Source organism: Streptomyces sp. NBC_01433, assembly GCF_026340105.1.
In the GTDB taxonomy this organism is placed as follows: domain Bacteria; phylum Actinomycetota; class Actinomycetes; order Streptomycetales; family Streptomycetaceae; genus Streptomyces.
Map to the genome: position 1 here is coordinate 2466321 of NZ_JAPEPM010000001.1, position 17212 is coordinate 2483532.

Below are 17212 nucleotides of genomic sequence, written 5' to 3' on the forward strand. Positions count from 1 at the left end.
GCCGCCGTGGCGGCAGCCACCCGCCTCAGTCGTGCCAGCAAGGAGCCACGATGACCAAACAGCGTCCCCAGGATGCGTACACCAACAGCATCGAGTCGCCGACGTACCAGAGCGCCTCCTACTACTTCAACAACGCGGATCATGTGAAGGAGGGCCTGCACGACAGGTCCGCGCCCGCGGGGCGCTACGGCAGGTACTCCAACCCCACCTGGATCGAGGTGGAGAACAAGCTCAGCGAACTCAGCGGCGCCGAGAGTTCCCTGGTCTTCGCCTCTGGCATGGCCGCGCACGTCACTGCGTTCCTCGCGCTGCTTGAGGCGGGCGACGAGGTGGTGCTGCCGTCCGAGTCGTACCGGCAGGTGCGCAACGTCTTCCATCACATCCTGCCGAAGTTCGGCATCGTGGTGCACGAGTTCTCCATCCGGGACCCCGAGGCGTTCATCGAGAACGTCGCGGCGCTGCGCGACCGGATCAAGCTTGTCCACCTGGAGATGCCCTCCTCGCCGCACATGTACCTGATCGACGTGGCGCGGGTGCGGGCGGCCGTCGGGCCGGACGTGATCCTCACCCTGGACAGCTCGTTCTCGCCGCCGCCGAACTACTACGCGCTGCAGTGGGGCGTGGACCTGGTGCTGTTCAGCGCCACCAAGTACCTCAGCGGGCACGGTGACATCGTGGCCGGGGTGGCCTCGGGCTCCGAGGAGCTGATCGAGAAGCTGCGATGGTACCGGGACACGACGGGGCCCATCGTCGACGGCAACACCGCCTTCCTGCTGCGCCGCAGCCTCTACACGCTGCAGCTGCGTATGGAGCGGGTCAACGCCATGGGCCTGGAGGTCGCGCGCTTCCTGGAGGGGCACCCGGCCGTCGAGCGCGTCTACTACAACGGCCTTGAGTCGCACCCGCACTTCAAGCTGGCGCAGCAGTACCTGAACGGCTTCGGCGGGGTCATCACCTTCGAGCTCAGGATGAGCGAGGAGCGGACCGCTGAGGTCGTCGACCGGCTGCGCGTGCCGTTCATGGCCTCGAACTTCGGCGCACCGCACACGCTCGTCGAACAAAGCACGTTCTTCACCTACTTCGAGTACTCCGACGACGAGCTGGTGAACATCGGGGTCCCGCGCGGCACGGTGCGGCTGGCCCTCGGTTACAGCAACGAGGTCGCGGACATCATCAAGGACCTCGACCAGGCGCTGTCCCACGTCTTGTCCGGGGCTGGGGATTCCGCCGTGTCCTGAGCCATCGGCCGCCCATGCCGCTCCGTTCCGGCGGTCCGCGCGGGCGCGGCGGCCGACGCCTGCGGCGGGAGGCCCGGGCGGGGTGCAATTCGCCGCCCAGCGGGCGAATGAGTGCGGTGGGGTACCATCTCGTATGGCGTAATGGAAGTCAACGCCTGTGCAGCACCGTGCAGGTTGGGTCTGAGGTTATCTCGCTGCCGATTCGGCCGTGCGCGAGCACTGTCCCGCCGGGTATGCCCGCTCTCAGTTTCCGGAGAGTGAGTTCTTCCGACTGCGCGCTACCGGGCGGCGACAATCTGTACTGCCCGCACGAGCCTCGTCAATCTCACCGGTAGTGGTTTACAGGCTCCTTTCTGGAGACGACGTGAAGATCCTCCCCGAAATCTCTCGTACGCTGAGTGAATACCTCCTCATCCCCGGCCTGACCACAGAGGACTGCACGCCGGACAATGTGGATCTCGGGGCGCCGCTGGTGCGTCACCAGGTCGGCGAGGAGTCGGCCGTCCGGATCGCCACACCCATGGCGAGCGCCATGATGCAGGCGGTGTCCTCGCCGACTCTGGCGGTGGCCCTGGCGCAGGTCGGCGGGCTGTCGTTCATCCACCAGAACCAGCAGATCGAGGACCAGGCCGCGGACATCCTCGCGGTGAAGCGGCACAAGGCGGGCTTCCGCACCAGCGAGGTCACCGTGGCGTCGCAGACGCCGCTCGGCGAGGTCACCCGCCAGCTCTCGGAGGCCGAGCAGGGCGTCGCCGTGGTCACGCAGAGCGGCGAGACGGACGGCGAGTTCCTCGGCGTCATCAGCCTCGACGACTTCCACCTGGAGCGGCACGGGGCGTCCGAGACCGTCGGCAACCGGATGCGCGGCCGCGACACCCTGGTTACCGCCGAGGCATCGGTCACCCTGTCCGAGGCCAACGAGCTCATCTGGCAGCACCACCTGGATGTACTGCCGGTGCTTGAGGACGGCCGGGTCGTCTCCCTGGTCCTCAAGCGTGACTACCAGGCCCACAAGACGTACCACCGGGCGTCGGTGGACGGCGAGAAGCGTCTGCGCGTCGGCGCCGGCATCAATTCGCGGGACTTCAAGGACCGCATTCCCGCCCTGGTGGAGGCCGGCGCGGACGTCCTGTGCCTGGACTCCTCCGACGGCTATTCCGCGTACCAGGCGAGGACCCTCGAATTCGCCCGGGAAAAGTACGGTGACGATGTTTCCGTCGGCGCGGGGAACGTCGTCGACGGCCGTGCCTTCCGTTATCTGGCCGACGCGGGCGCGGCGTTCGTGAAGGTGGGCATCGGCGGCGGCGCCATCTGCACCACGCGGGCCCAGAAGGGCATCGGCCGCGGGCAGGCCTCCGCACTGCTCGCCGTGGTCGAGGCGCGCGACGCCTATGCCCAGGAGACCGGGGTGTACGTGCCGCTGTGCTGCGACGGCGGTCTGCTCAACGACTCGCACATGGCGATGGCCCTGGCCATGGGCGCGGACTTCATCATGCTCGGCCGCTACTTCGCCCGGCTCGACGAGAGCCCCTCGCGCAAGTTGCAGATCGGCGGCCAGTGGTACAAGGAGTACTGGGGTGAGGGCTCGCGGCGCGCGCAGAACGCGGCCCGCTACGGCCAGCGCGGCCAGATGGTCTTCGAGGAGGGCGTCGACGGCTACGTCCCCTACGCGGGCAGCCTGTACGACAACGTGGAGCGCACCCGGGCCAAGCTGACCTCCACCATGATCAGCTGCGGGTCGACGAACCTGCGGGACTTCCACCGGGACGCGGTGCTGGTCCCGGTGTCGTCGGAGTCGTTCAAGCAGACCGGCGCCGAGATCGAGGTACGGCGGCCCGCCATCGACGCCGGGGAGTGAGCCGGCCGTCCGCCGTTCACCCGGCGCGCCGCAGCAGGCACGTGGCGTACTCCTGGGCGGCCGGCGGGACGGCGAGGGCGGGATGGAGTGCCGCCGTGCTGGCGTCCCGCCAGAGCCGTGACAGCGCGCCGGTGCCGCTGGTGGCGCGTACCCCCGCGCTGTGGAAGAGGGCTTGGACGGCTTCGTTCAGGAGCCCGGCGGCGGTGGCGTGGTCGCGGCGGCAGCGGGCGGCGAGCACTGCGGTGAGCGCGTCGGGCTCGTCGCAGGTACGGGCCGCCCGGCGCAGCAGGAGGTCTGCGGCGTCGATCTTCCCGGAGGCGGTGGCCAGCGCCGCATCGCTGTCGCGCAGCGAACCCGCCGACGGGCGACGGCTCGCGACCGCTGTCCATGCGTTCAGCGCCGCGCGCGCGGCACCGAGCAGCGGAACGGCGAAGAAGAGCCCGCTGATCGCCTCGTGCGGTACGCGGTAGCAGTCCCCGTCGGCGTGCGGGTCCGCGGCCGTGAACAGCCGCTCGCGGGTGAAGGAGTGGTCGTCGGGGACGAACACCTCCGTGTCGAGGACGAGGGTGTCGCTGCCGGTGCCGCGTAGGCCGACCGCGTCCCTCCAGGTCGGCTCGGTGGTCCACGCCGAGCGGGGCACGAGCAGGAACCGCGGGCCGGGGTCGCCCTCGGCCACGGCGGACAGCAGGGCCCACCGGGCGTGGTGGACCCCGCTGCAGAAGGGCCATCGTCCGGACAGCAGCCATCCGCCGCGGGTGGGCGTGGCGGTGCCGGCCGGCTGCAGGGTGCCGGCGATGGGCACGTGGGGGCCGTGCGCCCACACGGCCTTCTGCCCGGCGGGGGGCAGATGGGCGGCCATCCGGCTCATGGAGGTCATGACCGCGGCGCACCATCCGGCGGACGGGTCGGCCTCGGCCAGGCGGAGCAGCGCGGGCAGGCAGTCGTCGAACCGTCCCGCGGCGCCGCCGAGGGCCCGGGGGACGAAGTGGGCCAGCAGACCGGTGCCGATGAGGGCCTCGGCGACGGCGTCGGGCAGCCGGCCGGCACGGTCGCCATGGGAGGCGTGCTCGGCGGCGGACAGCGCGGCGGCCGCGACGTCGAGCAAGGGCGGGGAGGGCAGGAGCGTCATCTAGAGCAGTCCAGGAGGGGGTCAGGTGGCGGCGCGTACACGGGGCGGGGTCCTAGGGCTGTAGCTGGAGGATGACGGTGGGGATGGGGCGCTGGGTGGACTGCTGGTAGGTGTCGTACGCGGGCCACACACCGGTCATCAGCTTCCACAGGAGCAGGTGCTCCTCGCTGGTGGCCGTGCGGGCCCGCACGGTGAACTGCTGGTCGCGGACCTGGATGAGGGCCGTGGGGTGCTGCTGGAGGTTGAGGTACCAGTCGGGGTGGTTGTCGGAGCCGAGGTTGGAGGCGGCGACGACGTAGGCGTCCTCGTGGCGGCCGTAGATGACGACGGTGCGGCGCGGCAGACCGCTGCGGCGGCCGACGGTGGTCAGCAGCAGGGTCTCGGCGCCCTTCCAGTCGTGACCCTCGGCTCCGGCAGTGGCGGCGTACTGGCGGGCGTGGTCAGCGATCCCGTTGACGCGGCTGTCGGTGGGGGCGATGGCGAAAGGGTCCGGGGCGATCACGGCAGGCACGCTTTCTTCTTCATCTGACAGGGATACGGGGCACTTCGGACGACGCCGGCCCCGCAGGGTGCTGAGGATTCGGCGGTCCGTACGTCCACCGCAATCATGCGTACAGAATTCGGCGAGTCGCCGATTGACAATGCATCAGAAGATTACACACGGCGCCACACCGCTGCCCGGCGCCGAGTGCATAACGAACCCGACATCGATCCGGACATTCGGCCAAATTCCCCCCGGGCGGCAGAAGCCCATGTCAACGCCATTGCGGGAATGTGGGGGAGAAGGCGGAAATGGGGTCGACTCATCCACTCCGCCCGGCCGCGGTGAAGCAGGGGACTGCACCGCGCGTCGAGTCGACAGCAACCGCCTCCGGTGTGGTGATCATCACAGGAAGGGCCCATCACGCTCACTGTGATCATGATGTTAGCTAGTGCCGACCAGACCTATGGCCGGACAAATACCGGAGAACTCAAGGGCATAGACGGGGATTTCCCTGGAATGGGGATGGCCGGGTGGCTGCCGCACGGCGGCCTCGCCCTCGTCCCGGTCCCGGGCTTCGGTCGCGCCGGATCCTCAGGGCGGCCACTGGCGGCTTCGCCGGGACCGGAGACCTCGCCGGGGAGCTCGCAGCCGACCCTGCCCCGACCAAACCAGTCTTCCGGCCGACGCTGCACTGGAAGGTTCCACATCATGACCTCGCGCCCACGCCCCCTGTTCGTCGGGGTCGACCGCTACGTACTGCGGGCCTGCGGCAGGCGTGGCATCCCCGCCGTCGTCGTCTACGGTCCGTACTGGAGGAACAGCGGGCTCCCGGACCTCCCGGACTGCGTCACTCCCGTCTTCGTGGAGGACGAGTGCAGTGCCGAGGCGGTACTGACCGCACTCACCCGGGCCGGCCTCGGCAAGGAACGCTTCGCCTCCGTGACCACCACGAACGAGTACGCGCTCATCAACGTTGCCGTCCTCGCGCAGGCTCTCGGCTGTCCGGGGCTCTCGCCGGCCGTGGCGCTCCGCTTCCGCGACAAGTTCCTTCAGAAGGAGGCCGTGCGGGCCCGGGGCATCCCCACCGCCCGGTCCATCCTTCTGGAGGACATCCACGACGACGAGCTCCCCGAGCTGCCGTTCGAGGCGGGCGTCATCAAGCCCGTCACCGGAGCCGCGACACGGCAGACGGCCACGGTGCGCAGTACGGACGAGCTGCACCAAACCGTGCGCCGTTTCCGGAAAGAGGGAGGCTCCGCGCGCACCTTCGTGGTGGAGGAGTTTCAGCAGGGGGACGAGTGGCTGGTCGACGGTGTCGTGCACGATCGAGAGATCCGCTTCATGTCCGTCGCGGAGTACACCCATCCCTGTCTGAGCGTGGTCGAGTCGCAAGCGCCGATGCAGGACCGCCGGTTCGACCCCGCGACGGAGGCATGGGCGTTCCAGCTGGCGGAGCCCGTGGTCCGCGCGGCACTGGAGGCGCTCGACCTGACTGACGGCATCTTCCACATGGAGCTGTTCCACCATGAGGGTGAGGTGTCCTTCAGCGAGTGTGCCGCGCGACGAGGCGGTTTCGTGCACGAGCCGGTCGAGTGCAAGTTCGGCGTCGACCTCGGCGATGCCGCGCTGTCGCTGGCGCTCGGTGAAGAACCGGACGTGACGGTCAGGGTGCGCCCCGGGATCGTGGGTGGCGCGTACATCACGTCGCCCCCGGGCCTTCTCCTCGAAGTACCGTCGCAGGAAGAGGTCATGAGCCTTCCCGACGTCGAGTACGTGCTGCTCGGCCACCTGGTGGGGGCTTTGCTGCCGGCGTCGCTCTCCGACACGACCAAGCGCGTCGGAGAGATCATGATCACGACCGAGACGCTCGATGAGTTCCACAAACGGTCGGAGGAGGTCCTGGCCTGGTTCGCCGACCGCATCACGGTCATCCCGGCCGACGTGAAGGGCAGGGATCTGCGCAGGATGCAGTCCGCCCTCGGGTACGACACCCGGCTCATGGCGAGCTACCGGCGCGAGGACGGCTGACGGCCGCGCGGCCTCCGGACGCGACGGCGGGCGCGTGCGGAGGCCGGCGGACGCGCGGCCGGTCGCCGCAGCGGACACGAGAGGTGCCGGGGCGTCGTCCCGCCACCCTCCTGCCGTCCAACGCCCGCGCACGGCCCGGGAAGCGACGCGGCGCCCGATCGAACCGAGGCCGGGCCGGGCGCCGTGCAGCAGGCTGGTCGCCGTATCGGCCCTGATCGCCGTCTGGTTCGCCGTCGGACGAGTAGGCACCGCGTCCTCTCCGGCAAGGAGCTCGGACCGACTGAGTTTCTCCGACGGCCGCCATGTCCTTCTTCCGGATGCTGCCGTGCATCTCAAGCAGCGCCTGAGGGAACGCGGATTCGAGCCGGTCGGAGTCGACCTCGCCGAACTCCTCAAGGCCGGCGGCAGCCTCAAGTGCTGCACACTCGAACTTCGCTGACCCCGACAACCCGGTCCTTGCTCCCTCAGAGCTTGGCGATCAGTAACACGTCTTATTGATCTTGCTGTTGTCTCGCTCGTCAGGGCGAGGACCCGTGCTTGGAGGGCCGAGAGTGCCGCGGGTGGGGTTGTCGCGGGCGTGATGGCAACGCCGTGGGCCTTGAGCGGGCGCCGGTCCTTCAGGGGGGTGCGGTGCATGGCGGTGCGGCCGCTGCCGAACAGCACTGCCAGAGGTTCTGCGACCAGAGCGACCCGCAGGCGGAGCACGGTTGCCAGGACCTGTCCGGGGAAGGAGAGCCGGGGCGGTCGGCCGGCCGGACGGTGACCGAGGTTGCCCGGGATCTCGGGATCAGCCCGGAGTCCCCGCGGGGCAGGGTGAAGAAGGACCGCGCCGCGCGGGACGCCGGATCGTGCCCGGTGCCGTGCGAGGGCCGCCGACGATCGAGCCCCTACCGCCTCCACGGGCACCGGGTGTTGGGGGGCAGGGCGCGAAGCATAGGACGCTGCCACGCTTGCCGGGCCGACGCGTCGCGGTAACCGCAGGCCGCCCCACGCGGCGTCGGAGGCCCCATCTCGGGCCATGTGCGCGCTCGGCAACTGGAACCACGTGTGATGCGAACTTTCTGACGCAGCCGCTGGCCTGGGCGACGGGAGAATCGGCCGAGAGCATGGGAAACGATGTCTATAGGCGCCTGAGTATGTCCTGACCAGCGGGTTTCTTCGGTGCTTCACAAAGAGAGCCCGCGCTTCGGAGAGATCCGGAGCGGGGGCTTCTTCGCTGTACGGCTCTAATCCTGCCGCCGACCTGACGAAGGTCGGGGCGGTGCTGGTGCCGATGCTGATGGCGGTCCTGGCGGTCCTGGCGGTCCTGGCAGTGCCCGGAACTCGGGCGGTGAGCAGGGCCAGGACGGCGGGCACGGGGGCTTTGCGGGACAGGACGGTCCGGTACCACTCGTCATGCCCGCTCAGCCGTGCCGCGAGTCCCGGGCCGCTGGAACAGCTGGTGCTCTCCCACAGCGGGGACCGGTACCAGCGGTCCTCCGTCATCATCCGGGCCTGGCGGACGCAGACGGCCCCGGTGGTCAGTCCGAGCCGTTCCAGGTACTCGGGCGTCGGTACGGGCGAGAGCCGTGACCAGGTCGCGCAGGGCGACCGGTTCCGGGTGGCCCGCGTGGTGGACGCCGTCGGGCAGTGCGGGGACCCGGTGCAGGAGTTCGGCGATGGCCGGGACCACCCAGGCGTCGCCGTGCCCGCACACGAGCGGGGGCCGCAGAACCGTTCCTTCGGCGGCCAGTACGGCCGGTTCGGCCGGGCAGCCCGGTGCGGCTGACCTCGGACGCTGAGGCGGGCGGCCGGGTGCCCTCGGACAGGCCGTGGTGCGGGCCTGCTCCGTAGACGGCGGTGGTGCTGATGTGGGGATGATCCGGCGGACCCCGGCGCGGGCCGCCTCGTCGAGCAGGGCCCGGGTGCCGACGTCGTTGACCGCGGTGCGGGCGGAGTCGTCCGGACCGACGTAGGACGTGCAGTGCGGCAGCTTGTCCACATGGTCACAGGTGCCGTGCGGCGAGGCGCGGTCGGTGAGGTCCGCGGTGAGGTACTTGACGCCCGGAGCCTGCGGGCCGGTGGGAGCGGGGTCCGGATGGCGTCGGGCCGGCGCCATCAACGGGGCGGGGGGTGCGGGGAGGCGGCGGCTCAACGCCCGTACGACGGCGGAGCCGATGAAATCCGGCGCCCCCGGCCACCAGGATCCCGCCAGGGCCCGTCACGGGCGTATGGGAAGGTCGAGGCGGGCTGCCGGTTTGACGTCCTGCACCAGCAGGAGGGCGAGGGCGGCGACCTCATTGTCCTGATGCATGGTCACTTCTATCGGTATCCGGCCGTCGGGCTGCTCCGCCCCGATCTCCGCGCTGACGGTGCAGGGGCGGTCGAGTTCGACGTACCGCCGGAACTCCGCGTTCATGGACGGTACGAGGGCGTGGTCGAGGCCCGCGGCGAGCTGGGCGGCCTGGCGCATGGCTTCGATGATGCCCCGGCCGGGCAGGTGGTCGCTCTGGCTGTCGAAGATGACGGGGTGGTCCCGGTCGGCGCGCAGCTGCCAGGCGGCGGTACGGGGGGTGGCGGCGGGCCGTGCGGTGCTCCGGGGGGCGGCGGGCGCGGCGGGCGCGGTGTCCAGGGGGGACGCGGCGTCGAGGGGGGACAGCATGACGTCCTGTTCGTTCTCCTTGCCCACGAGGGAGGGCAGGATCGCGGTCCGTGGTGCGGCGGCCCGCACCGGTGCGTCCGGTGTGTCACATGCGTCACGTCCGTCACGTCCGTCACGTGCGTCCGGGAGACCGGGGCGCAGGCGTCGATAGGCGGCGGCGGACAGGCAGTTGGCGGAGGCCGCGCCCCGGCCGATCCGCAGGTGGCCGGAGAACAGCTCCATGTCTATATGAATCGTGGCCAGCCGACGGCCGCGCAGGGTGACCTCCGGGCTGCGTATGACCGCTTTCGTAGGGGTCGGTGGCCCGCCGGGCCCGCGGAGATCGTGGAAGGACTCGTACCGCAGGTTCCAGAGCAGGAACTGGTCGTCCATCGGCGCCTCGAAGACCTTGTGCGCCAGAACGGTGCCCGCCTGCCGGACGGTCTCCGCTATCAGCATGGGGTTCTCCTGTCCCAGAACTGAGCTGAACAACGCATGTGTCGTTGGCCATTGGACGGTGAACAGATACGTGTCAGCATCGGCTAGGCCGAAGTGCGTCAGCAGGACATCGGCCTCGTCGGACCGGTGCACGAGGTGCGGTGGTACGGGACTCATGACGGATGGCTCACCGGTGAGGGGTGTGCGGGTGCGTATGTTCTGGTCTGCCGGAGCGGCGAGTGCGGTCACGTGATCTGTCCCCTTTCACGTCGTGGGAGCCGGACGGCTCCCACGGCCCTGCAAATCAAAACCATCTGGCCGGTTTATTTATGCAATGAGTGTGCTCGCGGGTGGTAGTTGATGCTATGGGAGAAAGCGCTCAACTCGCGTGCCGGTAAGTGCGCAAACCCCTCGACCAAACGGAACAAGAGGGTTTTTCACACGTCAGAGGGGGTAGGGAGGCAGCGCGTTGGGCGACGCCTCGGCATACTGCGACAACGTGCGTTGGACGCCTATGGTCCGGTGCGTAAACAGACCGTTGGTCGGTTAGAGTGAAGTGCTTGCATACGCTGACTACTGATGCTGGATTGACGGTTGCTCGGTTGCTCGGCGGGAACGGCCGAGCACACAGAACGTCCCGGAGGCAAGAGATGGCGAAGCAGGCTCGCGCGGTGCAGACGAGGCGTTCGATCGTGGAGGCAGCGGCGAGTGTCTTCGACGACTACGGGTACGAGCGTGCCGCCATCTCGGAGATCCTCCGCCGCGCAAAGGTCACCAAAGGGGCCTTGTACTTCCATTTCGCGTCCAAGGAAGCCATCGCTCAGGCGATCATGGATGAGCAGACGGCCACGGTGGACCTGGTGGAGGACGGATCTCCGCTCCAGTCACTGGTGGACGGCGGTCAGCAGTTCGCCTTCGCGCTGCGCCACGACTCGATGGCGCGCGCCGGTACCCGTCTCTCCATCGAAGGCGTATTCCTCGGCGGGCCGCATCCATGGAGCGACTGGATCGCGGCGACGTCCCGGATGCTGGAATTGGGCAAGGAGCGCGGAGAGGTGCTCCCCCAGGTGGACCCATTGGTATCGGCCGAGGTGATCGTCGCGTCGTTCACCGGTATTCAGCTGATTTCGGAGGCCAATTCCGGACGCGCCGACCTGCGGGAGCGCGTGGCCCAGATGTGGCGCCACATCCTGCCGTCCATTGCCCATCCCGGTGTCATCGTGCATATCAAGCCGGAGGGCCGGGTGGATCTGGCCGCGCAGGCGCTTGAGAGAGAGCGGCAGGAGGCCGAGGAGGCCGAGGAGAGTGCGGCGGGCGCAGCCCCTGTGGGCGCCGCCGTCGGGGCAGCGGTCGGTGAGTCGGTCGGAGCGTCGGTCGGCGCGGCCGGCTGAGCCGGCTTGAGGGCGCTTCGGCTGAGGGCGCAGTGCTTCGTTTCACGTGAAACGCCCGAATCGCGAGGGTGCACAGGGTTGTAGACAGAACAGGGCTGCGGGGCTCGTTCGAGCCCCGCAGCCCTGTTCTGTCTCGCCAGGCGGCCAGGCGGCCAGGCGCACAGGCCGCAGGTGTCAGGCGGCCATACGGCTCGCGAGGGCTTTCGCCTTCTGCGCGGCATCGTCGAGCGCCCTGGCGCGGGACTCCACGGCGAGCGGTATCAGCTCGGCCATCTCGGGCTTGGAATGCGCCAGTGTCAGCTCCGGAACGATGAAGTCGACCTCGACGGAGAACATCCCCGTCAGCACCTTCTCCAGGTAGTTCGTGACGAACTCGAAGTCCTCGCGCGGGGTGCCCGGGGCGTACGAACCGCCACGGCTCGCGACGACGGTGACAGGGACCCCCGCGACAGGTGTGTGGGATCCGGCGTTGTGGCCGACGATGATCACCTGGTCCAGCCAGGTCTTCAGCGTGGACGGGATGGAGAAGTTGTACATGGGCGCGCCGATCAGGACGGCGTCCGCGGCGGCCAGCTCATCCGCCAGTTCCCGTCGCAGCGGGTCATCGGCACCGGCGGTCACTGCCGCGGCGTCCAGGTGGGGAAGCGGCGCGGCGGCGAGGTCCCGGTAGACGACCTCGCCCTCCGGGTGCTGTTCGCGCCAGGTCTCCACGAACGCCGAGGTGACGTCGCGGGAGGCGGAACCCTCGGGGAAGACTGCGGAGTCGAGGTGCAGAAGTGTGGCCATGGAGGTCTCCACAGGTATGGGGATCGAGGCGCGGGCCGGTGGGGTCGTCGTCGGCCATCCGACGCGGGGGCGCGGGCGGGTGGTGCGGAGGCGAACCTGTCGACCGGGCGCTAATTTTTCGTGTGTACCTAGAAATACCATAGTCCCTTACTTTTCGTAAGTACCCAACGGGAGCGCAGTACTCTGGGGGTATGGCAGATCACAGCGAGCAGACCTGTCGGCGGGTCGACGTGGGCATCACTCGCGTCTTCGAGCTGTTCGGCAAGCGCTGGACCGGCCCGATCGTTTCGGTGCTGCTGCGGCAGTCGGTGCACTTCGCGGATCTGCGGCGAGCGATTCCGGGCATCAGTGAGCGCATGCTCTCGGACCGGCTGTCCGAGCTGGGGGCTGCCGGTCTGGTGGTGCGTGAGGTCGACGAAGGGCCGCCGCTGCGCGTCTCGTACCGCCTGACGGATGCCGGGGCCGCGATGGAACCGGCGCTCAAGGAGCTCGGGCGCTGGGCGGACGTACATCTGCGGGGCGAGGATTCCGGCTGCTGACGGCTCCGGTGCGGGAGCCCGCCGAGGGTGCCTACCGCGGAGCTGGGTCGCCGGTCGAGTTGTAGCGCAGTAGGTACTCCGCGAACCGGGTGAGATCTTCCGCGGTCCAGTCGGCCAGCCGCTCCTGATAGGCGGCCCGACGGCTCGCCTGGGTGGAGGCGAGGGCCTGTGTGCCGGCTTCGGTGGGGTGCAGCACCTGGATGCGGTGATCGGTGGGGTCCGGGTGGCGCTCGACCAGGCCGAGCTTCTCCAGGGTCGCGATCTGCCGGCTGACGGTTGATTTGTCGAGCATGTAGTGAGCGGCCAGGTCGGTGGCGCGGCAGCCGTGCTGGTCGTCGATGTGTGCGAGCAAGGTGTACGACACCAGTGGCAGCTCGGGGTGGAGTCGCGCCGCCGCCGCGCGCGCACGGCGCGCGAAGGCGGTCAGCTCGCGCTGGATGACGTCCAGCGACTTCTCGCGCTCCCCGGGGGTGCCTGGCACGGATTCACCTTTCTCGGATTTCTCGTTTCCCGAAATTTCAGTTGTATAGTACAACAGAGCTGTGAGTTGTAAAAGCCAACTATGGGAGATCGTTCGGATGTCCGCAGGCCCGAGTACCGCTTCCGGCGCCACCGCCGGTGCGCTGCGTCATGTGCTGACCCACCTCGTCACCCCGCTGCTGATGTGCGTCGGCATGGGGCTCGCCTATCTGGGGGCCTTCCACGCTCCGGAACCACACGATCTGCGCGTGGACGTGGTCGGCTCCGGGCCGAGCGTCCAGGTGCTGGCACAGACCCTGCGGGACAAGGGGGACGGCGCACTGGACGTGCGTACCGTCGCCGATCGCGACGCGGCCGTGAACGACCTGGAGACACAGGCGAGTTACGGTGCGTACGTGCCGGGGAAGAGCCCCGAACTGGTGGTGGCCACCGCCTCGTCGGACACCAGTGCCACGGTGGTGCAGAAGGTCTTCACCGAGGTGGCGGCCGGCCAGGGCGCCCCGCTGAAGGTGACGAACGTGGCGCCGACGGCGGACGGCGATCCGACCGGGCAGGGCATCTTCTTCCTGCTGGTCGCGATCAGCATCGGGTCATATGCGTCGGTCGCGGTGATCGGCGGCGCGGGCGGTGCGCTGGCGCTCCGGATCAGGGCCGCGCTGGTGGCGGGCGCCTCACTCGTGGTGAGCCTCATCGGCGCGGTGTTCGCGGGGCCGTTGTTCGGTCTCGTGGACCACGGGCTCGGCGGTCTGTGGGCGATGGCGTGGCTCTACTCCGCGGGAATCCTGCTCGTCGGTGTCGGACTGCACACGTTCCTCAAGCGATGGACGACGCTCGGGGTGATGGTGCTGTTCGTCATGCTCAACTTCACCAGCTCCGGCGGCATCTTCCGGCCAGAGCTGCAGCCCGGCTTCTTCGGCTCCCTCCACGCCTTCTGGAACGGCGCGGGCTTCGTCGAGGGCGTGCGGAGCCATGTCTACTTCGACGGTCATGCGCTCGGCGGGCATGTGCTGGTGCTCGTGCTGTGGTTCGTGGCGGGTCTGGCCGTGATGGGAGTCGCGGGTCTGGCCGAGGCCCGGGAGCGGGCAGCGGCGCTGGCGGAGACCGGGCCCGTCGAGTCCGGTTCCGGGTCCGGTTCTGGTTCCGAGGACGGTTCCGGGAACGCTTCCGGGAGCGCGGCCGCTCCGTCCCGCACGGGGGAACAACGCGAGGAGCTGGAGGAAGAACTGGAGGAGGCGGTCGGCGTCTGACCTGGACAGTGAGTTGTCCACAGGCTGCGTCGCGGGTTGTCCACAGGGGCGGACGGGTGTCGGGGAACGGCGGTACCGTCGTGGTCGATTGATGGTGGGACGACAGCCGGACAAGGGTGGGGGAGGCGGCGCGCCATGGGCGAGGTCGATGCGATGAAGTCAGCACAGCGGGCCGTGATGGCGGACCTGCGTATTCCGGAGGTTCCGGGGTTCGCCCGGCGCTCGGCGCCGCACTCGCCGAAGGCCGCCGGTAAGGCGTTGCGGGACCGGGTGCCGCGCTCCTCGCACGGTGCGCTGGTCCTTCCGCCGGGGCGGCCGGACGCGGTGCGGGCGGTCGAGGAGTCGAACCAAGGGCGGGTGCCGCACCTGACGCCGATCCGGGTGGGGCGGATGGCGGCCACGCCGTTCGCGTTTCTGCGGGGTTCCGCCGGGCTCATGGCCCACGACCTGATGGGCACGCCGGTCACGGGTGTGGGTGCCCAGCTCTGCGGCGACGCGCATGCCGCCAACTTCGGTCTTTACGGCGATGCCCGGGGCAGCCTGGTCATCGATCTCAACGATTTCGACGAGACCGTCTTCGGCCCCTGGGAATGGGACCTCAAGCGGCTCGCCACCTCGCTGGTGCTCGCGGGCCGTGCGGCGGGGGCCGACGAGGACGTCTGCCGTCAGGGTGCGTACGACACCGTGGGCGCGTACCGCCGGACGATGCGGCTGCTGGCCGGACTCCCCGCCCTGGACGCCTGGAACGCCATCGCGGACGAGGAACTTGTCTCCCACACGGACGCGCGGGATCTGCTCGGGACGCTGGAGCGGGTCTCGCAGAAGGCCCGTAACAACACGAGCGCCCGGTTCGCCGCCAAGTCCACGGAGGACACCGGGGACGGCGGGCGCCGCTTCGTCGACGCCCCGCCCGTGCTGAGCCGGGTGCCGGACGCGGAGGCGGCGGCGGTCGCGGCGGGGCTCGGCGGCTATCTGGACACGGTTTCCGAGGACCGGGTTCCGCTGCTGGCCCGGTACGCGATCCACGACGTGGCGTTCCGGGTGGTCGGCACCGGCAGCGTCGGCACGCGGTCGTATGTGGTCCTGCTGCTGGACCATCGTGGTGAGCCGCTGGTTCTGCAGGTGAAGGAGGCCCGCCCCTCCGCGCTGGCGCCCTATCTGCCCGTGGTCGGGTTCGATGTGCCGGAGGTGGCGCACGAGGGACGCCGAGTGGTGCTCGGGCAGAAGCGGATGCAGGTCGTCAGCGACATCCTGCTCGGCTGGGCGGAGGTCGACGGCAGACCGTTCCAGGTGAGGCAGTTCAGGAATCGCAAGGGGAGCGTGGATACGGCGGCGCTGGCGGCCGATCAGGTCGACGACTACGGGCGGATGACCGGTGCCCTGCTGGCGCGGGCCCACGCGCACAGCGCCGACCCCCGGCTGCTCGCGGGCTACTGCGGCAAGAGCGCCGAGCTGGACGAGGCGGTGGCCTCCTTCGCGGTCACGTACGCGGACCGTACGGAGACGGACCATGCCGAGCTGGTGCGGGCCGTCAAGGCGGGGAGGATAGCCGCCGAGCTCGGTATATGACGTGCCCTGCGGCGACCGCGCGTCCTCGGGGCGCCGGCCGTGGCCATACGCTGGACGGGTGACCGACGAAGCCGCCGGGGTGCCGACCACCCGGAACGACGATGACCGGCAGGACAACGACCGGCAGGACGAGCCGCAGTACGCGCAGGGCGCGGCGCACGACGCGGTGCCGAGCCCGGTGCGGGATTCGGGCCAGGACTCGGCGCGGGACTCGGCGCGGGAGGACCGGCAGGTTCCGCCGCGGCCCGAGGAGCGGCTCGCCAAGGCCGTCCAGGTCGCCGAACAGGCGCTGATCGAGTTCGAGATCGCGGTGGAGACCTTCCGGGTCGAGGTCGAGAACTTCTCCCGGCTGCACCACCAGAAGCTCGGCCCGATGTACACCCGTCTCGACGAGCTGGACGCGTTGATCGCGGAGGCGCGGGCCGCCAGGACCGGCGATCCCGAGGATGTGCGCAAGGCGCAGGAGGCGCGGGCGATCGTCATGCCGATGCCGGGTGTCGACGAGCTGTTCCACGACTGGATGGACTCCGACGGGCTGTCCCCCGAGGCCGCGTCCATGCTCACCGAGCAGCCGGTCCGGCCGCCGAAGCGGGTCAGGCCGAGCGAGGAGGCGCGCAGGCTCTACCGCGAGCTGGCCCGCAAGGCTCATCCGGACCTGGCCCAGGACGAGCGGGAGCGCGAGCGCCGGGACGAGTTCATCACCCGGGTCAATGCCGCCTACGGACGCGGGGACGAGGCGCTGCTGAGGGAACTGGTCGAGGAGTGGGCGGCGGGACCGGTCGCGCCGGAGACCCTGCTCAGCGAGAGCGAGGAGCTCTACGCCCGGCTGGAGTGGCTCAGCCGTCGCAAGGAGCTGCTCACCGTGCTCGCCAGGGAGCTGGAGGAGGGTGCGATCGGCTCGATGCTGCGGATGGCCCAGGACGATCCGGACAAGCTGCTGGAGGACATCGGCGAGCAGCTCCTGGGCGAAGTGTCCCGGCGTGAGGCCGAGCTCGCGGGGATGGTGCAGTAGCGTTTCCGTTGACGTTGCCGCGTACGTACGAGAGAAGGCATGACCCATGAATTTCGCTCCGCTGCCCTCGGTGGATGTCGCGGCGGTGCCGTCGGACGGCTTCGTCCTGGATGTCCGGGAGAACGACGAATGGGCGGCCGGGCATGTCGAGGGCGCCCTGCACATTCCGATGAGCGACTTCGTGGGCCGCTTCGGTGAGCTGACCGAGGCCGCCGAGGACGGTCGGCGCGTGCATGTGATGTGCCGGGTCGGCGGCCGGTCCGCCCAGGTCACCCAGTACCTGGTTCAGCAGGGCGTCGACGCGGTGAACATCGACGGCGGGATGCTCGCCTGGGACGGCGCCGGACGCCCGATGGTCGCGGACAACGGGAACCCGGCCTTCGTCCTCTGACA

Annotated in this window: 15 protein-coding genes and 2 pseudogenes; 10 read left to right on the forward strand and 7 right to left on the reverse strand. The window is 69.6% G+C overall.

Features of this window, described 5'->3' with window-relative positions:
• The first annotated feature begins 50 nt into the window (after positions 1 to 50).
• Both OG413_RS11115 and OG413_RS11120 read left to right on the forward strand, forming a co-directional pair.
• On the forward strand, positions 51 to 1238 hold the full coding sequence (locus tag OG413_RS11115) for an aminotransferase class I/II-fold pyridoxal phosphate-dependent enzyme (protein WP_266804708.1): 1188 nt from the start codon (positions 51 to 53) through the stop codon (positions 1236 to 1238).
• Positions 1239 to 1602: 364 nt separating this feature from the next.
• Positions 1603 to 3096, forward strand: a complete 1494-nt coding sequence (locus OG413_RS11120) for an IMP dehydrogenase (RefSeq protein WP_266804710.1) — start codon at positions 1603 to 1605, stop codon at positions 3094 to 3096.
• 16 nt (positions 3097 to 3112) lie between these two features.
• Here the strand turns inward: OG413_RS11120 and OG413_RS11125 are convergent, their stop codons facing one another.
• On the reverse strand, positions 3113 to 4225 hold the full coding sequence (locus OG413_RS11125) for a hydrolase (RefSeq protein WP_266804712.1): 1113 nt from the start codon (positions 4223 to 4225) through the stop codon (positions 3113 to 3115).
• A gap of 52 nt (positions 4226 to 4277) precedes the next feature.
• Positions 4278 to 4736, reverse strand: coding sequence for a nitroreductase family deazaflavin-dependent oxidoreductase (locus OG413_RS11130; RefSeq protein ID WP_266804714.1), 459 nt, complete (start codon positions 4734 to 4736; stop codon positions 4278 to 4280).
• 681 nt (positions 4737 to 5417) lie between these two features.
• Between OG413_RS11130 and OG413_RS11135 the strand changes: the two genes are divergently transcribed.
• Positions 5418 to 6737, forward strand: a complete 1320-nt coding sequence (locus tag OG413_RS11135) for an acetyl-CoA carboxylase biotin carboxylase subunit family protein (protein WP_266804716.1) — start codon at positions 5418 to 5420, stop codon at positions 6735 to 6737.
• A 283-nt stretch (positions 6738 to 7020) separates the two neighbouring features.
• A pseudogene (locus OG413_RS11140) lies at positions 7021 to 7176 on the forward strand (amidinotransferase); the annotation flags it as partial.
• Between the two features lie 71 nt (positions 7177 to 7247).
• Here the strand turns inward: OG413_RS11140 and OG413_RS11145 are convergent.
• The 3 genes and pseudogenes from OG413_RS11145 to OG413_RS11155 all read right to left on the reverse strand — a co-directional run.
• Positions 7248 to 7487, reverse strand: a pseudogene (locus tag OG413_RS11145) (ISAzo13 family transposase); the annotation flags it as partial.
• 643 nt (positions 7488 to 8130) lie between these two features.
• On the reverse strand, positions 8131 to 8871 hold the full coding sequence (locus OG413_RS11150) for a hypothetical protein (protein ID WP_266804718.1): 741 nt from the start codon (positions 8869 to 8871) through the stop codon (positions 8131 to 8133).
• Between the two features lie 66 nt (positions 8872 to 8937).
• Positions 8938 to 9972 carry a ScbA/BarX family gamma-butyrolactone biosynthesis protein gene (locus OG413_RS11155; protein ID WP_266804720.1) on the reverse strand — a complete coding sequence of 345 codons (1035 nt, stop codon included), beginning with the start codon at positions 9970 to 9972 and terminating at the stop codon, positions 8938 to 8940.
• Positions 9973 to 10445: 473 nt separating this feature from the next.
• Here OG413_RS11155 and OG413_RS11160 point away from each other — a divergent pair, with 473 nt between their 5' ends.
• A complete protein-coding gene (locus tag OG413_RS11160) occupies positions 10446 to 11186 on the forward strand; it encodes a ScbR family autoregulator-binding transcription factor (protein ID WP_266804722.1) in 741 nt (246 codons plus the stop codon).
• Positions 11187 to 11360: 174 nt separating this feature from the next.
• On the opposite strand, the gene OG413_RS11165 is transcribed toward OG413_RS11160, so the two are convergent.
• On the reverse strand, positions 11361 to 11972 hold the full coding sequence (locus tag OG413_RS11165) for an FMN-dependent NADH-azoreductase (protein WP_266804723.1): 612 nt from the start codon (positions 11970 to 11972) through the stop codon (positions 11361 to 11363).
• Positions 11973 to 12163: 191 nt separating this feature from the next.
• Here OG413_RS11165 and OG413_RS11170 point away from each other — a divergent pair, with 191 nt between their 5' ends.
• On the forward strand, positions 12164 to 12511 hold the full coding sequence (locus OG413_RS11170; RefSeq protein ID WP_266804724.1) for a helix-turn-helix domain-containing protein: 348 nt from the start codon (positions 12164 to 12166) through the stop codon (positions 12509 to 12511).
• Between the two features lie 31 nt (positions 12512 to 12542).
• Here OG413_RS11170 and OG413_RS11175 read toward each other — a convergent pair whose 3' ends face one another.
• Positions 12543 to 12992, reverse strand: coding sequence for a MarR family winged helix-turn-helix transcriptional regulator (locus tag OG413_RS11175; protein WP_266804726.1), 450 nt, complete (start codon positions 12990 to 12992; stop codon positions 12543 to 12545).
• A 97-nt stretch (positions 12993 to 13089) separates the two neighbouring features.
• Here OG413_RS11175 and OG413_RS11180 point away from each other — a divergent pair, with 97 nt between their 5' ends.
• From OG413_RS11180 to OG413_RS11195, 4 genes are all read left to right on the forward strand, one after another.
• On the forward strand, positions 13090 to 14238 hold the full coding sequence (locus OG413_RS11180; protein ID WP_266804728.1) for a hypothetical protein: 1149 nt from the start codon (positions 13090 to 13092) through the stop codon (positions 14236 to 14238).
• A 135-nt stretch (positions 14239 to 14373) separates the two neighbouring features.
• On the forward strand, positions 14374 to 15807 hold the full coding sequence (locus OG413_RS11185) for a DUF2252 domain-containing protein (protein WP_266804730.1): 1434 nt from the start codon (positions 14374 to 14376) through the stop codon (positions 15805 to 15807).
• Between the two features lie 58 nt (positions 15808 to 15865).
• Entirely contained in the window at positions 15866 to 16819 is a 954-nt protein-coding gene (locus tag OG413_RS11190) for a hypothetical protein (RefSeq protein WP_266804731.1), read from the forward strand.
• 46 nt (positions 16820 to 16865) lie between these two features.
• Entirely contained in the window at positions 16866 to 17210 is a 345-nt protein-coding gene (locus tag OG413_RS11195; RefSeq protein ID WP_266804732.1) for a rhodanese-like domain-containing protein, read from the forward strand.
• The last annotated feature ends 2 nt before the right edge of the window (positions 17211 to 17212 follow it).